Below are 20,402 nucleotides of genomic sequence, written 5' to 3' on the forward strand. Positions count from 1 at the left end.
TTGTTTTATTAACTTGTGCCAAAATAAAGGGAGTAAGTAAAGATCTCTCCTCCCTTTATTTTTAGCGGTTTTTTTACTTGCCTGCCTCTTCGACGGCTTTCCTCATTCTGTCAATCGTGTCTTTCCCAATTTTGTCGGAGAATTTTTCCACAACTGGATCCGTAATCGCTTTCATTTCTTCACGTGCTTCAGGAGTAATCTCTGTAACTGTCATTCCTTCTTGTTCTAATTCAGCAATATATGTACTGTTTGCTTCACGGTTTAGCTTACGTGAGTAATCGCCAGCTTCTTTTGCTGCTTTAACCAAAATGTCTTGCTCTTCTTTTGAAGATTCATCCCAGAATATTTTGCTTAATAACACAACAAATGGACTGTAGACATGATGAGTGAGAGAAACATGCTTCTGTACTTCGTTATACTTTTGAAGATAGATCGTTGCTATCGGATTTTCTTGGCCATCAATTGTGCCTTGCTGCATAGCAGTGAATAATTCAGCAAACGCCATTGGAGTCGGGTTGGCACCTAGTGCTTTGAACGCTTCTAGATGAAGTTGGTTTTCCATTGTACGAATTTTCAAGTTTTTGAAATCCCCAACATTTGATACAGCGACTTTGTTGTTTGTTAAATCACGAAATCCATTTTCCCAGTATGCGAGGCCTACCATTCCTTGATCTGGTAATTTTTCTAATAGCTCTTTTGCAATATCACTTTCTAACAATACTTTGTCAGCCACTTCTTCACTTGGGAACATAAATGGGATATCATATACTGAGTACTCAGGTATAAAGTTCGCAATTGGAGCTGTTGATGGAATCGTCATTTGCTGAGTCCCTAATTGAAGCGCTTCCATCATTGCGCGATCGTCACCTAATTGACTGCTGTGATACGTTTCTACTTTGATTGCGCCGTTTGTTTCTTTTTCAACGATTTCTTTAAACTTCAGAAGCCCTAGATATTGTGGATGCTTGTCATTTAGACCGATCCCCGCTCGGATGATCCTTGCATCACCTGATGATTTTCCTCCACCACTTGCCTTCTCCCCACTCGTTCCACATGCAGCAAGTATTGATGTGATTAACGTTAGAATCATAAATAGTGATAAAAACTTCTTAGACATTGTGTTTCCCCCTTTTAATAATCGATCTCAATATAGAATGCGCTTACAAAACGCATCTTCCCACCCCCTATGGGAAGTGGATCTATCTAATCTAGTTTTTTCTAACTAGAAAAATAGCCAATGCTAATTCTTAGGTAATTGCCCCTGAAAAAGAGTCGGTTGAAAACGATGGATCTCGGACTCGAATAGAACATCTCTCTTTTCAATCTTTTCTAAAAGTCGTTCTGCTGCTTTATTCCCCATTTCGAAAGCTGGTTGAGATAAGAAGGAGAGTGAAGGCTCCAACACCGTCGCAAAAGGAATATCATCAAATCCCACAACTTCTATTTCTTCCGGAATGTTTAACCCATTTTCTTTTACAAATTTAAGAACTTCAAAAAGTGTGAGATCATTTGACGCAACTAAGGCTGTAGGCTTTTCACATAATGAAAACATCTCCTTCAGTCCCGATTGAAGCTTGTCCACACCCATGCTTTTGATATATTCATTGGTGACTGGCAGCCCGTGTACTTTCAAAGCCTTTTTAAAACCCTCAAGTCTTTCTACCCTAGGTGTAACCATTCTTTCAATAGAAGGTGTCACCACTCCTATACGAGTATGGCCCCGATCAACTAGATGTTTTACAGCTAAATTCGAAGCGTTTTCATTATCTAATAAAAATGCATCGATATTAACACCTTCAATCATCCGATCTAAGAAGACTACTGGATAATTCATTTTCACCATAGAGTCGTAAAGTGCCAAATTGCCACCTGTAGGAAAAATAGCCATACCATCAATTTGCTTTGCAAGCAACATTTGAATATACTTCTCTTCCTTGACAGGATCATCATCAGCATTACAAACGATAACATGAAAATCATTTTCATTGCATGTATCCTCAATAGCTCGAATGACTTTTGTAGAAAATGAGTGGAGTATATTGGCAACAATGACACCAATTGTTGAAGATCGCTTTTGCTTTAAACTCCTGGCTACGATATTCGGTTGATATCCAAGCTGACTAATGGCATTTTCAATCCGTAACTTTGTTGTTTCCCCCATATAGTCATACCGCTTATTTAAATATTGTGAGACAGTACTCTTAGACACGCAAGCAAGCTTCGCTACATCTGTTATTGTTATCCGTTTCATCCTTTAGCTCCTTTTACCTAAACCGATTTCTTTTTTTATAAATCGATTTACTAAATCGGTTTATGAATTGAGTATAAGTGAAAATAAAAACCATTACAATATGTTTTTTGTTTTTTTTGAAAAATTATTTTATTAACAACTAAGGAATTATTCCATAATAAACAACAATAGGTGATAGAGGTTATATCTCCTATTGTTGATTAATTTACCGATACACCCTAGCTTTATTAAACGGAAGGAAACATTCCCTTCTCAAGATTTTTTCTTTATTTTATTACATCTCTATTACTGCTTTAATAACTTTATTAGCTGGATTAATATATGATTCAAAATCATAAATGATCATGGAAAAGTTTGTACGATTTGTAATTAAGCCATCAATTTGAATTAAGCCTTCCTCTATACAATCAATGACATGTAAAAAGTCTTTTAAAGTTGCATTTCTGCTCGCTAGTAAACTCATTTCTCGTTTATGAAATTCAGGATGATTAAATATAAGATCATCCTTCACTAAACCAACATAAACTAACATCCCGCCATGACTTACAAAATTGAAAGCACTCATCATCGACGACTTATTCCCAGTCGCATCAAAAACAACTGTTGGAAACTCACCGTTAGTAAAGTCCTTCACGCGATCTATGGGATTTTTTTGTGCATGAACGATATGATCGACTCCAGCCCATTGTTTACAAAATGTCAGTCGATCTTCGTTTACATCCATTGCTATTACTGTAGCTCCTGTTAACTTAGCAAGCCGCATTACTCCCAAGCCAATCGGACCTGCTCCAATTACTAATGCGATCTGACCTGCTTTTAAATTAGAACGGCGAACTGCATGTGCACCAATACTTAATGGTTCTACCATTGATGCTTCATCTAAACTTAAATTATTCACTTTTAATACATGATCAACAGGCACACGGATATATTCTTTCATACCTCCATCCATGTGTACACCGAAAACTTTCATGTCTGTGCAGCAATTTGTTTTACCATTTCTACAGGCTACACACTTTCCACATTCCATATATGGAATAATCGTTACAAGATCACCTACTTGGATCTTGTCATCTCCAACAACATCCACTATTTCTCCCGATAATTCATGTCCTAATACTCTTGGATATGTAAAATAAGGTTGGTTCCCATTGTATGCGTGTACATCCGTTCCACAAATACCAATTCTTTTTACTTTTATGATTACTTCTCCCTGTCTAGCAGTTGGTATATCTTCAATTATCTCTTGCAAATGTTTCGGCTCCTTACAACTTATCACTCTCATTATTACCACTCCTTTCTAAAATAAATGATGGTGTCTCATAAGGGTTTGACATCGCACCCTAAATCAGTCTGTAGTGTTTCATACACGTATCTCATACTGTCTATAGTTTTTCGGATATCTGATCCTTTGCATTTGGGACAGCCCTTTCTAAATTACCAGAAAAGTAGATTTCATCTAGTCTAGCTTCCATATTCATATTATCATCAATATTCCGAACTTATATTGCGTAAAACTACAATAATATAGCTTATTTTGATATTTGAGTACAGTTTTAATCTTCCTTTATTCATTAGGCTCTTTTCGTAAAGATTGTTGTTTTTAGCAAGAAACCAATTCGAACAGATGTTGATCTTCGTTAAAGGTGCGAGACTCCTCCGGGAAAAGCGTGTTGAGGGAGACCCCGCAAGTGCAAAGCACTGAGGAGGCTTCTGAGACCGCCCGCGGAAAGCGAGTACTGCAACGGAAATCAACCCGAGTTATTAGTGTAAAAATGATTGAAAAGCAACAAAGTATGTGAAAACAGCCATTCATTATTAAAAATAATGGATCCAAAAAAAGGGGCTGACTCCAACACTCCTACACAGTATTACACTGTATGTAGGATGTGTAGGTCTCCCCCCTATCTATGAGCATCCTTATCTACTTCACTCATAAGCTAAAATCTCGTATTATTTTGCAATTTCCTTCATGTATTCATCAACAATTCCCGCACCAATTTTATCTTTATATTTTTCAATTGTTGGTTGTGCTAATTGTTTAAAACGCTCTAATTCTTCAGGAGAGATTTCTGAAAATGTAAGTGTTTCTTTTAATTTCTCTAAACTTTCAGCATTATCTTCCCGATTGACTTGACGGTTATATTTCCCTGCTTCTACTCCAGCCTCTTTTAGAATCACTTGTTGTTCTGGTGTTAATTCATCCCAAACTTTCTTACTTAATAAGAGTAAAAACGGAGTGTAGACATGGTTCGTGTCAGATACATATTTTTGTACTTCATAAAATTTACTTTGATAGATCGAAGCATATGGATTTTCTTGTCCATCGATTACCCCTTGTTGTAAACTGACAAACAATTCTCCAAACGCCATTGGTGTAGGATTAGCCCCTAGTGATTTCCATAAATCTAAATGAATCTCATTTTCCATCGTACGGATCTTTAATCCTTTTAAGTCTTCGACTGTTTCGACAGGATGTTTACTGTTGGTTAGATTACGAAATCCATTTTCCCACCAAGCTAAGCCAACTAAATCTTGAGCTGCTAGTAACCCAAGCATCTTGTCTCCAAATGGTCCATCTAATACTTTATCTGCAGTCTCTTCATTCGTTATTGTAAAAGGTAAATCGAATACTCCAAACTCTGGAATGAAGTTTACGACTGGTGAGGTAGATGGGATAACCATTTCTAATGTTCCTAATTGTAACATTTCAATGGCTCCACGGTCATCCGCAAGTTGGCTTGAATGATAAATTTCAATATTAAAATCATCCGTTTTACTTTCAACGATCTCCTTAAATTTCACAGCTCCGGCATATGATGGACTTTCTTCGTTTACCCCCATACTAATTCGCAATGTGCGTTTGCCTTTTCCAGAACTTTCATTTCCACTTCCAGTTTTTGTTGAAGTACCTCCACTGCTACAAGCCGTTAAAAATAGAGCTGCTACTAAGACTACAGTTAATAAAAGTCCAGTTATTTTGTTCTTTCGCATACAGATTGTCCCCCTCTTCATTATGTTTAATCACATATTATTGAATATACATATCTAACTAAATACTGAAAATCCCCTCCCATTAGTGATTTACAATACGAATTGCCATTGTCCTTTCCTATACAAATGAAAATATAGAGTGTTAATGATTCCAACCGTTTGATAACGCTTCCATTATTAGTGATCAATAGAAACATTACCTTCTTTCTATCTGTTATACTATCACGAATTTTCAAAAAATTTAAATTGTCTAATCTTGCTTTCATGTACCTTTTTTTGCTATATTAAGCATGGAATATAGAGAAAGGTGGATTGTTTAATCGATGCAGCCGATTCAAAAACTATTTAACCCCGATAACTTTTTCCCCTTTCAAATCGTATATAAAGATACAAAAAGTGTAGAAGTTGAACTCCCCTATCATTTTCATGACTGGTATGAAATTGTTTATGTTTATGATGGGAATGGCACTTTTTTTATAGACCACTCGATACTAAGTATGGAAAAAGGGAGTATTTTTATTATTCCAGGTAATACTTTACACCGAGCCATTCCAGATTATGAAAACCCAGTAACTTCAACTGCTATTTTTTTTAATCCAATTCTTATCCAAAATCGTATTTTAGGAGACTCTTTTAGTTATTTTCATATATTTGAAGAAAGTCTTCGGTTAAATAACTTTAAATATAAATTAGATGGAATCGATGAGCAGATCGTATTTGCAAACTTTCTTGAAACGATTCAGCTCGAAGTTTGTCAGGAAACTTTAGGCTATAGACATGCCACTCTTTTGGAACTTCAAGCACTCCTATTATATTTGGGGAGAATCATGACTAGTTGTAGTAGCACAGCTAAAGCAGCTGAATTTTCTGGTCCGATTTGGATGATAGACATATTAGGATATATTGAGGAAAATTATACTTTGGGGATATCTCTTGATCAGCTCTCGCAATTTGGAAATGTAAGTACAGCACACCTTAGTCGAGTATTCAAACAAATGACAGGCTTTAATGTTTCAGATTATATTACGACTAAAAAAATCATAAAAGCAAAAGATTTATTACTAAGCACCGATGAAAAAATTAATACGATAGCTTTAGAGTGTGGCTTTGAAAGTTTACCTCATTTTCATCGAACGTTTAAAAAATTAATTGGGTCAACCCCTTCTACTTTCCGAAAAAAGAAAATTGAAGAGATGTAGCCGCTAAATTAAGATACATAAGTTTATTAAAGTGCAACTTCAATCCGTGGGGGATTCTTCATCCCCCACGGATTGCTAGTCCTGTTCTAATATCACTAAATCTCAAGCAATGAACTTATTCCAATGATTCATCTTATCTCATAAAATTCCATTCATCTGATTCATATTTATTTTTCACTAAGTTGTATACTTCATTTTCTTGGTCTTTTGTCAGAATGAGAGGCTCGAGATTACAATTCAATCCTGAAGCAAATCCTTTGTGAAATGCAATCTTTGCCTCATCTAAACTAATTTTTCGTGTGTGTATATCATTGATGGCAACAGCTTTATTTTTAAAGCTTTTCATCATTCGTTCCTTCACTCGTTCATTTGGAAAATTAAACAAATTAAACAGTTTCTCATCATCCATATCGAGTAATATCGATCCGTGCTGCAATATGACTCCCTTTTGTCTCGTCTGAGCACTTCCTGCTACTTTCCTACCTTCAACGACAAGCTCATACCAACTTGGCGCATCAAAACAAACCGAAGATCTCGGTTCTTTCAATGCTGCTTTTTCTTTCTCAGTAGAAGGAACGGCAAAATAAGCATCTAGTCCAAGATTTCTAAACCCCATTAGAATGCCCTCTGAAATCACCCGATACGCCTCAGTCACATTTTTAGGCATATCTGGATACTCTTCGTTCACAATCACGCTATATGTAAGTTCATGTTCATGTAAAACAGCCCTGCCCCCAGTAGGTCTGCGGATAAAGCCTAATCCTTGTCTCTTTACCTCTTCTAAGTTTATTTCCTTTTCTGCTCTTTGGAAATATCCTATCGATAAAGTTGCCGGATTCCAGCCGTAAAACCTAACAACCGGAGGAATCTCTCCATTACTATGCCAATTCAACAGGGCTTCATCTAATGCCATATTAAACGCTGGCGTGCAGTTCCCTGAATCAATAAATGCCCACGTTTGTTTTTCCATAAAATCCTCCCATAACCTACTTGTCTTTTTCTCATAAAATAAAGTAAATTACTATCCTTTTCGTTAGTAGTGTATCAAAAACTACCAAAAATCAAAAGAATTTTAACTTTAACAAACATTCCTGCCATTTAAGGAAAAATCTTTTGATTATGTCACGTTACAATTATATAATAAGTAATGTCTATATGTTGCTTAGTTTAGAAAGGAGTTTTACCGTGAGTTGGATTATATCACTCGTTATCCTTATTGCACTTCTTGCTTACGCACTTTTCAATTTTTTCAGTCAGCGTCGTGCGGTTAAACCGCTTAGTCAGGAAGAATTTATTGAAGGATATCGTAAAGCACAGCTTTTTGACGTTCGCGAACCGAATGAATACGAGGGCGGTCATATATTAGGTGCAAGAAATATCCCGTTAACACAAATTAAGACACGCCTTACAGAATTACGTAAGGACAAGCCCATTTATTTATACTGCCAAAACAGTATGCGCAGTGGCAAAGCCGCTCAAATCTTACGCAAAAAAGGGTACACAGATATCTACCAATTAAAAGGTGGATTCAAACAGTGGACTGGAAAAATAAGAACTGGTAAATAAAGAAAGTCCTAAAAGGGTTGGGTCCTACACTTAAGACATCGTTTATCGTGCCAAGTACACGTCAAATAAACGATGGAGTAGATGTGGGCTCCGACCCTTTCTTTGTTTTATTTCGAGTGTTGATGAAAAATGGTTATGAAGAAAGTATCAGCACAGAAAAAGAGGACGTCACAAAAGTAAAGGGCCAGACCTCGCAACAATAAAATTCAGTATAAAATAAGTGTATCAAACACTACATACTGATTTAGAGAGCAAGGTAAGACCCTTTATACTTATTTAGATAGGTCAATATGTTTCAGTTGAAACAAGGTTGCCCATTCCATTCGACTCAACTTATTTTATCTTCCCATCCAACCGCCATCTACTACTAATAAATGACCGTGAACGTAATTCGATGCATCAGATGCCAAGAAGACTACAGATCCCATAAAATCCTCTGCCTGTCCCCATCGACCTGCTGGGATTCGCTCAAGAATTTGGCGATTTCTTGTTTCATCTTGTAATAATGCTTCATTCATATCTGTCGCAATATAGCCAGGAACAATGGCATTGACATTCACATTTTCTTTCGCCCATTCATTAGCTAATGCTTTCGTTAATTGCGCTACTCCGCCTTTCGCTGCCGCATAAGCAGGGACCGTTAAACCTCCTTGAAAGGATAATAAAGAAGCCATATTAATAATCTTCCCTTTACCTTGAGGTACCATGAATTTACCGGCTTCCTGACATAAAAGCCAGACACATTTTAAATTCACATTAATTACATCCTCCCAATCTGTTTCAGAGAATGAAACAGAAGGAGATCTTCGTTGAATGCCTGCATTATTGACTAGAATATCAATCTGACCAAGTTCTTTCACAACCGTCGGGATCGCAGCTTTCACTTGTGCCTGATTTTCCAGATCACATGGTATGATTACACTTTTTTGTCCCAGTGCTTCAATCTCTTTTTGGACAGAATCATCACTTGTATTCCTTTGAAGTAAGGCCACAGTAGCGCCTGCTTCCGCTAAAGCTAAAGCCATTTTTCTACCTATCCCTCTCGTTGCACCTGTAATCGCGGCAACTTTACCATCTAATCGAAACATGTTCTAATCCCTCCATAATTATACGTGTGGTCTAAATAATACTTTTAATGAATCTTCTGGATTGGTCATTAATTCAAACCCTTTTTCAATTTCCTCCAATGGTAGTTCATGTGAAATCAGCGGCGTTACATCAATTTGGCCACTTGCCATCATACTAACTGCCATGGCAAAATCTGCTGAACTGTAACATCTAGTCGTTGTCAAAGATAATTCACGGAAATGCATGGCTGCAAGGTCAATTGTTGGCGGTTGTTTAAAGACACTTACAACAACGATTTGACCTTGTGTCCGACAGACATGGATCATTTGTTCAACCGTTACGCTTGAACCAGCTACTTCAAAAACAACATCTGCCCCTACGCCATTCGTAGCCTCTTTCACATACTCGACTACATCGACTTGTTTACCATCTAGAGCGATAAATCCCATTTCTTCCGCCTTACCTAATCGATATGGACTAATATCGGAAATAAATATTTTACCTGCTCCAGCCAATTTTGCCGTTAAGGCAATTAATAAACCAATCGGGCCTGCCCCTAGTACAACGACAGTATCCCCTACTTTTACGTTAGAACGTCGAACAGTATGGATGCCTACAGCAACTGGTTCTGCTAATGCTGCATGTAAATCGGATAATGAACTCGGTACTTTATGCAAACGGTGTAGCGGTACAGCCACGTATTCAGCAAATCCCCCATGTGAATCAATCCCGATTAATTGTAACGTTTTACAAACATGTGAATTCCCTAATAAGCAAGCGTCACATTTTCCACAGCTGATTGTTGGTTCAATCACAACCCGATCGCCGATATTAAACGACGATTCACCATTTATCTCTTCGATCATTCCACTAAACTCATGCCCCATTGCAAGTGGCGCTTTTGCCCGTGGATGTTTACCTGAGTAGATCATCATATCGGTTCCACAAATACCAGCATAAGCTACTTTAATAAGAGCTTCATTTTCCTTAATGACAGGTTTCTGTAATTCTCCAACACTTACGTTTTTTTCAGATAGATACAAACCAGCTTTCATACTAATCGACTCTCCCCTTTAAGCGTTTTCATTTTCTATTCTTGTATGTCCTCTTTCCATAAAGAATCATAGACCGTTGTCCTCGTGTCTTGGAAATGATTGAGTAATGTTTGTTCGATTAAATCATCATCCTGTGAAAGAAGCGCATCAATGATCAATGTATGTTTGTCTATTAATTGTTGGATCTCATCATAATCCTCTTCAAATCTCTTTGTTGTAGCGACGAGAAGCGCAGTCAAAACGACCGGCTTTAAACTATACCATACCCTTAATAATCGTTCATGTTTCGATTCAATTACGATTAGCTCGTGAAAAATTAAGTCCTGATAAGAAAAATCAATCGGATTTCGGTGTTCCATTGCTAAAGTCATCTTATCTATCACTTTTTTAAGTTCAAGACTTAGACGCGTCTGATCTGTTTTACTAATCGTTTTTAGCAAATATGTTTCAATTAATATCCGTACATCATATAATTCTTCCATATCCTTTTTACTTAAGCCTAGTACGACTGCACCCATTCGCTCAAGCCGGATCAATCCTTCATTTGCGAGAACACGTAATGCGTCTCTCACCGGTGATCGACTTGCACCAAATTCTTGTGCCAAGTGATTTTCGGATAAAACAGATCCTATTGAAATATCACCCCTAATTATTTTTAACCGTACTTCACAAGCAATTTTCTCCCCAATTGACATGCTGGTTAGCCAAGATGTAGGATAATTCATTATCGATCACACTCCTACAAAAATAAGTTGTGTACTTGTATACAAGTACATTTTATTACAAATATATCTAATTGTAAACAGTTTCATTTTTGTTTTTTTAATATTTTCTGAATACTATTTCCGTTTTACAAAGGCGACTTGGCACTAGAAGTCAGCCAAACTTATCTAATTCCAGCGAGAGAATTAAAACATTTTATAGAAAAGGGTCAGACCTCACATTCTATATTCCGTTTATAGTGTTAAATACACGTCATATAAACAATAATATAGTAGATGTGTGGTTTGACCCTTTCATACTCGGACAGCTTTTTTTCATTAATAAAATTTATGAACCTATTAGTTTCTCACTATTAAAGCCAATGGTACTACATATTTAATCCCTTTACTTATCTCGAAGGAATTCCCCATCCCACTATTATTTTCTTTACACGTAAACAACCTTCTCTGTTTACTCTTTCATTTGTATGTACTCCCCACTGTACCTTAATGAAACTGTACGTAAACAGTAATACATTATTCTATTTTCCAACGATGACAAACTGAGTGTCGTCACTACTCTTACTATTCACTAATTTAAGCGCTATTCTTTTAGCTCTTTAAACCGATTACATTTTCAATCAAAGAGCATTTTCTTTTAAACAAATAAGCTAAGAACTAGTACAAAAGCAAGACCGCAAACAGAAATCAATGTTTCAAGCACTGTCCAAGTAGCGAATGTCTCTTTCATTGTTAAACCAAAGGACTCTTTAACAATCCAGAAACCAGTATCATTTACGTGTGAAGCAATGATACTACCTGCTCCTGTTGCTAATACCATTAATTCTAAATTCACATCATGGCCGCCCATCATTGGAATAACTAGTCCAACAGTTGTTAAGGCAGCTACTGTCGCAGATCCTTGGGCAAGTCGAATTACTGCAGCAATTAACCAAGTCAAGATAAGTGGTGAGATTGTACTTCCTTCAAAAAGGACAGCTACATAATTACCAACACCGCCATCAATTAATACTTGCTTTAGGGAACCACCAGCACCAAGAATGAGTAACATCATACCGATTGATGCAATTGAACTTTCAGCAGATTGCATTAATTGTTTGATTGAAATTTTTCGTGCTACACCCATTGTATACATAGCGAGTAATACAGAAAGCAACATAACCGTAGTTGGTGCACCGATCATTTTGATAATATCAATAAACAATTGTGGTAAATGTAATGCATCATGCAATAAAGTGAATATTGTTGAAAGTGCCATTAAGATAACCGGGAATAATGCTGTAAACGCACTGATTCCAAACCCAGGTGTATCTTCTAATTTAAATTGTTTTGCATTACCAATTGAAGCCATGCTACCCATTGGTTCTTTTTCAAAAGCTGATGGTACAAATTTTCTTGCGAATTTTGTAAATAATGGACCAGCAATAATAACAGTTGGTATTGCGATAATGAAACCGTACACTAACACTAGACCTACGTTTGCTCCGAATTCTTGAGCAATAACAGTCGGACCAGGATGTGGTGGTAAGAATGCATGCGTTACTGATAATGCAGTCGCCATTGGCATACCTAGCCATAAAAACGATATTTTTAAATGTTTGGAAATTTGATAAACAATTGGAATTAATAAGACTAGACCTACTTCAAAGAATAAAGCAATTCCTAAGATGAATCCAGCTGCTACTACAGCCCATTGAATTTTCTTCTCACCAAACTTATCAATTAACGTCATTGCAATACGTTGGGCTCCCCCAGCATCTGCAATGAATTTACCAAGGATCGCTCCTAGACCAAAGACTAAAGCAATACCGCCTAACGTATTCCCCAGCCCAGTTTGAACGGATCCAACGATTTCACTGATTGGCATACCTAAAGCTAAAGCAATTAAGAATGAAACGACTACTAATGCAATAAATGTATTCATATTGAATTTCATGATTAACACTAGTAAAACAATAATCCCCAATGCGACAATTAATAACGGCATATCTCTTTCTCCCCACTAAATATGTTTTTTACTAAGGCTGTTTTCACATACATTGTTGCTTTTCAATCATTTTTACACTAATAACCCGGGTTGATTTCCGTTGTAGAGGCGGTCTCAGAAGCCTCCTCAGTGCTTTGCACTTGCGGGGTCTCCCTCAACACGCTTTTCCCGCAGGAGTCTCGCACCTTTAACGAAGATCAACATCTGTTCGAATTGGTTTCTTGCTAAAAACAACAATCTTTACGAAAAGAGCCTTTACTAATTAAATCTCTTCATCAATATTTCTTTGATACTTTGCAATTTGCTCATATTCTTTTTCTAATGTACGAGCAACATTGATAAAAATCGGCATTAAATCCCGGTATTCCTTCACATGATCAGGATTTGGTTTATGTTCATGTGTTTGACCTATTAATTGTTCTACGACATTGAAATCTTCAATCTTACCAAGTCCGTATAAACCTAAGATACAAGCACCTAAGCAAGAAGACTCATAACTTTCTGGAATAATTACTTTTTGATCAAAAATATCAGCCATCATTTGGCGCCATACTTCTGATCTAGCAAATCCGCCTGTGGCTTTAATACTAGTGACAGGCTCATCCATGGCCTCAACCAAAGCTAAAAATACAGAATAAAGATTGAAAATAACACCTTCTAAAGCTGCTCTAATCATATGTTCCTTTTTATGACTTAAAGTCAATCCGAAGAATGATCCACGAACATCTGAGTTCCATAATGGTGCACGTTCACCTGATAAAAACGGATGGAATAGCAAACCGTTTGCTCCAGGTCTCACTCGACTCGCAATGCGTGTAAGCACTTCATATGGGTCAATCCCGAGTCGTTTTGCCGTTTCAACTTCACTTGCGGCAAACTCATCTCGGATCCAACGTAAAATCATTCCACCATTATTGACTGGACCACCAATTACCCAATGATTTTCAGTTAATGCGTAGCAAAAAATTCTCCCTTTTGGATCGGTCTGTGGTTTAGGAATGACCGTACGAATTGCTCCACTCGTACCGATCGTAATTGCTACTTCACCTCCTTTAATAGCGTTTACACCGATATTCGATAAAACACCATCACTTGCGCCTAGAATAAAAGGAGTTGTTTCTAAAATGCCTAGCTCTTGAGCTAAATTTCGATTACAACCAGTCATAACCTTGGTAGTAGAAACAAGTGTTGATAATTTATCAGCTGTAATCCCTGCAACCGCTAATGCTTCTTCATCCCAGTCTAGGTCTTTAAGATTTAATAATCCCATTGATGAAGCAAGCGAATGATCGACTACATATTCGCCAAAAAATTTGTGGAATAAGTATTCTTTAATCCCGATATATTTTTTTGTTTTACTTGCAATTTCTGGGCGATCATGGGTTAACCAGGCAATTTTACTAAAAGGAGACATTGGATGAATAGGTGTCCCTGTTCGTAAATAAATTTCATGACCATTCAGTTCACGTTTTATTTTCTTTGCCCACTCTTCACTTTGATTATCTGCCCATGTCAAGCAACGTGTTAAAGGTTTATCGAATTCATCCATCGCGATAAGTCCATGCATAGCAGTACTAAAAGAAAGAAATGATAAATCTTTTGGATCAATATGTGATTTCTTCATCACATTTCGAATAGATAGAACGACAGCATCAAAAATCTCCTCTGGATCTTGTTCTGCTGTTGAAACATTAGGTGTATATAATTGATAACCATTATTTTCTTGAGCGATAATTTCTCCTGTTTCACGAAACAGCACTGCTTTTGTACTCGTCGTTCCTACATCTACACCAAGCATATACTTGTTAGTATCCATTTTTATTCTCACCTTTCCTAACAATCCTTTTGATTTACTTTTTTTGATTTTCTTGAATATCTAACGCTATTTTTGGATAATACTTCCTAATTAAAGTCTTCTTAGTTCATCAGTAAACCGTCGTTTCATTTAATAGATTTATGCAAGCCAGCAGCGGCTGCCATTTTGACCCAGATGATTAGTAATCTATTATGTTTGATTATATGGTGGTTTAATAATTGAAAATATTATTCATAATTTTTATTATTCTAAAATATGGTAACGCTAACAACCTAGCCAGAAATAATTTATGCCAACCTTACCACTTCGGAAGTTAACGCTTTTATAATATTATCTAGATAAAGTTAAACTTCAATCAGTGGGGCTTCTTCATCCCCCACTGATTGTTAGTTTAACCAATCTGGCTTTTACGGGATAAAACGATTTCATTTTCAAAATTAACTTGTATACAAGTATACTATAATACAATTTTGTAAATGTAAACCCTTTATTTCATAATTTTTTTACTAATTGATTAAATATAAAAGTCAAGCAATATTTCATAGAGTTGATCCTTTTACAAAGATAGCTATGCTATGGATAGCCACTTTTAAGGTAAATCCTAAACACAAGTTTTTGTTCACCCACAACTTCTTCCCCGGTTTAGGTAATAAAGTGAAACTTCAATCAGTGGGGTTTTCTTCATCCCCATTGATTGTTAGTTTAACCAATCTGGCTTTTACGGGCAGTTATCCCCCACCTACGCTTCCTCGATTCCTATAGGGGGTACTGCCAGTTAAAGCGGGATAAATTAAAGCCTTCTGTTCTTTCAAATTTATTAAGCTTTGCTCAACTTAATCTTAGTTAAGCTAAACTACTTTAACTTGTGCATATCTTCACATTTGTACAGTGTAAACCTAAAGGTAATAAAAAAAAGAAGCTGTCGAGGGATTCTCGACAGCTAGAGTAGTTTTAGCTTCCTTATTTCTTAGTCAAAAATAATGACAGCTTTCCTAACTTTCTCAGGATTTTTTTCGACGAATTCAAACGCTTCTTTTGCTTCACTTATATGAAATTTATGAGTGATTAAACCAGCATGGGTTAATTTCTTTTCATTAATCAATTGTACAACTTTACCAAATTGATTTGTTTGTAGTCTAGAACCCGTAATCGTTAATTCTTTTTTCGTAATTGGCAATAGAGCAATTGAAGATGGTTTTTCATTGAAACCTAATGTAACCACATTACCAGCAGCTGAGGCTACTTTAACACTTAATTCAAACGTTTGTGGTGTACCGACTGCATCAATAACAATATTTGCCCCTTCGTTGTTAGTAATTTCATAGATTTTACTTTCTAAATCAACTTCAGTAGGATTTATCGTGTAGTCGGCGCCATTTTCTTTAGCAAATTCCAATCGATTATTCGTAATATCTGAAATAATAACCGTTGCTCCATTTAGTTTAGCCATTTTCAAAACACAAATACCGATTGGTCCTGCACCTTGAATAAATACAGTATTTCCTTCTTTCACATTCCCTCTCCATACTGCTTGAGCACCAATTGTATACGGTTCAGCCATTACTGCTTCATCCCAGCTAATTTCTGGATCCACTTTATGTAGTTGTTTTTCTGGTAAAACTACAATTTCTCTCATACCGCCATCTTCATGGACACCGAAAACCGAAACCTCTTTACATACATTGGATCTGCCACTTTTACATGCATAACATGTACCACAATAGCTAATTGGTTCAATGACCACATGATCACCTACTGTTAAACTACTAACATTGGAACCGATTTCGATAACTTCACCAGTCACTTCATGTCCAACAATCCTTGGGTATGTAGCAAGTGGATTCGTTCCGTGGTAAATATGCATATCTGAACCACAGATTCCAACCCGTTTAATTTTCACTAATACCTCATTGTCTTGTTTAATTTCTGGTTGAGGTACGTCCAATACTTCAATTTTATGTGCTTCGGGAATCATTACAGCTTTCATTATCTTCTCTCCTACTATAAATTTTTTATACACATGTATCTTACATAACTAATCAGAAAATGGAAAGAACTCTTCAGTCACTTCTTTTTCAAGATGGTAACCCTTTCAAAGGACATTCCATTTAATTTGTTTAATAAACAAATTATTCATTTACACAATACCATTTAAGTTTTTTCTCGTCAATTGATAATTATCACGTGAAGGACGCCCCATTTATAAAAAAATGTTGGGTAAATTATAAAGATAATGCATAGGTGATATGCTTAGAGTATTCAATGATGATTAGAATTGGAATAAGAACAACTTTTCTATTTTTCTTCGCTTTTATATACAGAAAAACATTTCAAAGTCAAAAAGTTCCGTTTTTTCTGATGCTCTTCTCGTAAAGATTGTTGTTATTAGCAAAAAAAATTTGAGCAGATGTTGATTGTAGTGGAAGGTGCGAGACTCCTGCTTAGAAAAGCGTATTGAGGGAGACCCCGCAAGTGCAAAGCACTGAGGAGGCTTCTGAGACCGCCCGCGGAAAGCGAGTACCTGCAACGGAAATCAAACCAGGTTGTTAGTTTAAATATTATTGAAAAGTAACAAAGTATGTGAAAACAGCCTTGCCTTAAATAAATATGTAGAATTTTTAAAGCAGTATGACAATCATTGTGATTTTGTTAAACTACCTCTTTATCATGAGACAGTACTACAAGAAATAGAGGCTACTTACAAATAAACATTAACACAATTACACTAATACCTTTGGTTAATTTTATGAAAATCCGAACTTTATACACTATACAGTCAGGGTTTAACACCAAAAGCTACGAGTATGGCACCCAAATCTGCCTCTAGAAACATAAAAGGGTCAGTACCCCCACATCTACTATCTATCGTTTATAACGTGAACATGACACGATAAACGGTGTATAGAGTGTGAGGTCTGACCCTCCTTTTTACAGTTATGATTGATAACGTAATATTGGTTTACGAGCTGCTAGTGTTTCATCTAGACGTTTAATTACTGTTGTATGTGGCGCTTCTTGAACGATTTCTGGATTCTCTTCCGCTTCCTTAGCAATTTGGATCATCGCCTCTATGAAAGAATCTAAGGTTTCTTTCGATTCTGTTTCAGTTGGTTCGATCATGATACATTCCTCAACATTCAATGGGAAATAAATCGTAGGCGGATGATAACCGAAATCAAGCAACCTTTTAGCAATATCAAGGGTCCGCACGCCTAGTTTCTTTTGGCGTCTGCCGCTTAATACGAATTCATGCTTACAGTGCTTATCGTATGGAAGGTCATAGTACTCAGCGAGCCTTCTCATCATATAATTTGCATTTAGAACCGCATTCTCTGTCACGGCCTTCAAGCCATCCGGCCCCATTGAGCGGATATATGTGTAGGCTCTAACATTAATGCCGAAATTGCCATAGAAAGGCTTAACGCGTCCAATCGATTGAGGTACATCATTTTCAAACATATATTGACCATCTTTTTTTACAAGAACAGGTTTAGGCAAGTATGGGATTAAGTCTTGCTTTACGCCAACTGGTCCAGAACCAGGGCCACCGCCGCCATGTGGCCCGGTGAACGTTTTGTGTAGATTTAAATGCACAACATCAAAGCCCATATCACCAGGACGTGCTTTGGAAAGTACAGCATTTAAGTTTGCTCCGTCATAATACAGTTTACCACCTGCATCATGGACAACTTTTGCCATTTCTAAAATATTCTCTTCGAACAATCCTAATGTATTAGGATTCGTTAACATTAACGCAGCTGTATCGTCACCTACTACGCGTTTTAAATCTTCAAGATCAACCAAACCGAATTCATCCGATTTGACTGTGATCGTTTCAAACCCAGCAACAGTTGCAGAAGCAGGATTCGTTCCATGGGCAGAGTCTGGGACAATGACTTTCGTACGTTTCGTATCTCCGTTTGCCTCATGGTAAGCACGAATCATCATTAATCCAGTCCACTCACCGTGTGCCCCTGCGGCAGGTTGTAGTGTGACTTGATCCATGCCCGTAATTTCCACAAGATGTTCTTGAAGATCATACATTAGCTCAAGTGCACCTTGCACAGTGCTGGCATCTTGAAGCGGGTGAATATGAGCGAAACCGGCAATTCGAGCTACATTTTCGTTAATTTTCGGATTATATTTCATCGTACAAGAACCGAGTGGATAAAAACCTGAATCCACACCATGGTTACGATTCGAAAGAGCCGTATAGTGACGCATAATATCAAGCTCAGATACTTCTGGTAATTCTGCTTCCTCAATGCGGATATAGTCAGTTGGAAGCAACTCTTCAAGCGAGATCGCTTCTACGTCCATTTCCGGTAGGCTATAACCGATGCGTCCTTCGGTACTCATTTCAAAAACTAATGGTTGATCCTGATTATTCATGGCTATCCCCCAATTCTTGTACAAATGCATCAATTTCTTCTTTTGTTCTCAACTCTGTTACGGCCACAAGCATATGATCTTGCAGTTCTGGGTAAGTTAAACCTAGATGATAACCGCCAATCATATCTTTTGCAAACAATTGATCATTAATTTCCCGATATGATCTTGGAAGTTTTATCACGAATTCGTTAAAAGAAGGTCCTTCGAACACGACTTCGATTCCTTTAGCTTGTAAGGCTGTTTTCGCATAATGAGCTTTTTGAATATTTTGTATAGCCATTTCCTTTACACCCTTTTTACCGAGTGCCGTCATAGCAACAGAGGCAGCGAGAGCATTTAGCGCCTGGTTTGAACAAATATTGGAAGTCGCTTTATCACGACGAATATGTTGTTCTCGAGCTTGAAGTGTCAATACAAAACCACGTTTGCCATCCTCATCAACGGTCTGCCCGACAAGTCTACCTGGAACTTTACGCATTAATTTATTTGTAACTGCAAAATAGCCGCAGTGTGGTCCGCCAAATGCCGCAGGAATTCCAAATGGTTGAGCATCCCCAGTAACGATATCAGCACCTAGTTTTCCAGGTGGCGTTAGGGCACCTAACGCTAATGGGTTACTTGAAACAATAAACATCGACTTTTGTTCATGAACGATTTTTTCAATCTCTTTCAAAGGTTCAATGCGTCCAAAGAAATTTGGATATTGAATGATGACTCCCGCAATATCATCGCTGATTAACTCTTTTAGTGCATCCAAATCGGTTACGCCATCACGATGAGGTATTTCCACCACTTCAACTCGCTGTCCCTTCGCATATGACGTAACAACATCACGAGACTCAGGATGAACCGTGTTAGAAATCAAGATTTTCTTACGTCTTGTATGTCCACTGCTTAACATCGCTGCCTCAGCAAGAGCAGTTCCACCATCATACATAGAAGAATTGGCAACATCCATGCCAGTCAATTCACAAATCATCGTTTGAAATTCAAAGATTGCTTGAAGCTCCCCTTGAGAAATCTCCGGCTGATATGGAGTATACGCTGTATAAAATTCAGATCGAGAAATCACATGGTCGACGATAATTGGTTGATAATGATCGTACACACCAGCACCTAGAAATGAAGCATACCGCTTTGCATCAGCGTTTTTCCCAGCCAATTTAGTAAGCTCTTTTAAAAGAGCGGGTTCTGATTTAGCAGGTTTAATCTTGTATTCACCTTGGAAACGTACACTCTGTGGAATATCACTGAATAGCTCATCTATACTAGAAACACCAATTGCATCTAACATTTCATTTTGATCTTTGTCAGTCATCGGTAGATAGCGATGTTTAGTCATGATTTTCTCC

The 20,402-nt window shown here is 37.1% G+C and carries 15 protein-coding genes; 2 read left to right on the plus strand and 13 right to left on the minus strand.

Going from position 1 to position 20,402, the window contains the following annotated elements; all coding sequences use genetic code 11:
• Positions 1–73: 73 nt before the first annotated feature.
• The 4 genes from V179_RS0112525 to V179_RS0112540 all read right to left on the minus strand — a co-directional run bounded on the left by V179_RS0112525 (position 74) and on the right by V179_RS0112540 (position 5,245).
• Positions 74–1,117: a TRAP transporter substrate-binding protein gene (locus V179_RS0112525; protein WP_028391762.1), complete on the minus strand. Its 1,044-nt coding sequence runs from the start codon at positions 1,115–1,117 to the stop codon at positions 74–76.
• Between the two features lie 123 nt (positions 1,118–1,240).
• A complete protein-coding gene (locus V179_RS0112530) occupies positions 1,241–2,251 on the minus strand; it encodes a LacI family DNA-binding transcriptional regulator (protein ID WP_028391763.1) in 1,011 nt (336 codons plus the stop codon).
• Positions 2,252–2,525: 274 nt separating this feature from the next.
• The gene (locus V179_RS0112535; protein WP_028391764.1) at positions 2,526–3,536 is read right to left on the minus strand and encodes a zinc-binding alcohol dehydrogenase family protein; all 1,011 of its coding nucleotides are present in this window, start codon (positions 3,534–3,536) and stop codon (positions 2,526–2,528) included.
• A 668-nt stretch (positions 3,537–4,204) separates the two neighbouring features.
• The gene (locus V179_RS0112540; protein WP_028391765.1) at positions 4,205–5,245 is read right to left on the minus strand and encodes a TRAP transporter substrate-binding protein; all 1,041 of its coding nucleotides are present in this window, start codon (positions 5,243–5,245) and stop codon (positions 4,205–4,207) included.
• A gap of 323 nt (positions 5,246–5,568) precedes the next feature.
• On the opposite strand from V179_RS0112540, the gene V179_RS0112545 reads away from it, so the two are divergent.
• Complete coding sequence (locus V179_RS0112545) at positions 5,569–6,444, plus strand: helix-turn-helix domain-containing protein (protein WP_028391766.1); 876 nt, start codon at positions 5,569–5,571, stop codon at positions 6,442–6,444.
• Between the two features lie 133 nt (positions 6,445–6,577).
• On the opposite strand, the gene V179_RS0112550 is transcribed toward V179_RS0112545, so the two are convergent.
• Positions 6,578–7,414, minus strand: coding sequence for a lipoate--protein ligase family protein (locus V179_RS0112550; protein ID WP_028391767.1), 837 nt, complete (start codon positions 7,412–7,414; stop codon positions 6,578–6,580).
• 185 nt (positions 7,415–7,599) lie between these two features.
• Between V179_RS0112550 and V179_RS0112555 the strand changes: the two genes are divergently transcribed.
• Positions 7,600–8,010: a rhodanese-like domain-containing protein gene (locus tag V179_RS0112555; protein WP_051405024.1), complete on the plus strand. Its 411-nt coding sequence runs from the start codon at positions 7,600–7,602 to the stop codon at positions 8,008–8,010.
• Positions 8,011–8,348: 338 nt separating this feature from the next.
• Here the strand turns inward: V179_RS0112555 and V179_RS0112560 are convergent, their stop codons facing one another.
• The 8 genes from V179_RS0112560 to gcvPA all read right to left on the minus strand — a co-directional run bounded on the left by V179_RS0112560 (position 8,349) and on the right by gcvPA (position 20,392).
• Positions 8,349–9,098 carry an SDR family oxidoreductase gene (locus V179_RS0112560; RefSeq protein ID WP_028391769.1) on the minus strand — a complete coding sequence of 250 codons (750 nt, stop codon included), beginning with the start codon at positions 9,096–9,098 and terminating at the stop codon, positions 8,349–8,351.
• Between the two features lie 18 nt (positions 9,099–9,116).
• Positions 9,117–10,133, minus strand: coding sequence for a zinc-dependent alcohol dehydrogenase (locus V179_RS0112565; RefSeq protein WP_028391770.1), 1,017 nt, complete (start codon positions 10,131–10,133; stop codon positions 9,117–9,119).
• A gap of 35 nt (positions 10,134–10,168) precedes the next feature.
• A complete protein-coding gene (locus tag V179_RS0112570; RefSeq protein WP_028391771.1) occupies positions 10,169–10,858 on the minus strand; it encodes a GntR family transcriptional regulator in 690 nt (229 codons plus the stop codon).
• A 634-nt stretch (positions 10,859–11,492) separates the two neighbouring features.
• Positions 11,493–12,842 (minus strand): gluconate:H+ symporter, encoded by a 1,350-nt coding sequence (locus V179_RS0112575; RefSeq protein ID WP_028391772.1) that lies wholly within the window; start codon positions 12,840–12,842, stop codon positions 11,493–11,495.
• Between the two features lie 262 nt (positions 12,843–13,104).
• Entirely contained in the window at positions 13,105–14,640 is a 1,536-nt protein-coding gene (gene gntK, locus V179_RS0112580) for a gluconokinase (protein WP_028391773.1), read from the minus strand.
• 985 nt (positions 14,641–15,625) lie between these two features.
• A complete protein-coding gene (locus V179_RS0112585) occupies positions 15,626–16,645 on the minus strand; it encodes a zinc-binding alcohol dehydrogenase family protein (protein WP_028391774.1) in 1,020 nt (339 codons plus the stop codon).
• A 947-nt stretch (positions 16,646–17,592) separates the two neighbouring features.
• Entirely contained in the window at positions 17,593–19,050 is a 1,458-nt protein-coding gene (gene gcvPB / locus V179_RS0112590; protein WP_028391775.1) for an aminomethyl-transferring glycine dehydrogenase subunit GcvPB, read from the minus strand.
• Positions 19,043–20,392: an aminomethyl-transferring glycine dehydrogenase subunit GcvPA gene (gene gcvPA / locus V179_RS0112595; RefSeq protein ID WP_028391776.1), complete on the minus strand. Its 1,350-nt coding sequence runs from the start codon at positions 20,390–20,392 to the stop codon at positions 19,043–19,045. The genes gcvPB and gcvPA overlap by 8 nt, the downstream gene beginning before the upstream one ends.
• Between the last annotated feature and the right edge of the window lie 10 nt (positions 20,393–20,402).

Origin of the sequence: Bacillus cihuensis, assembly GCF_000504145.1 — a bacterium.
Taxonomy (GTDB): Bacteria; Bacillota; Bacilli; order Bacillales; family DSM-1321; genus Peribacillus; species Peribacillus huizhouensis.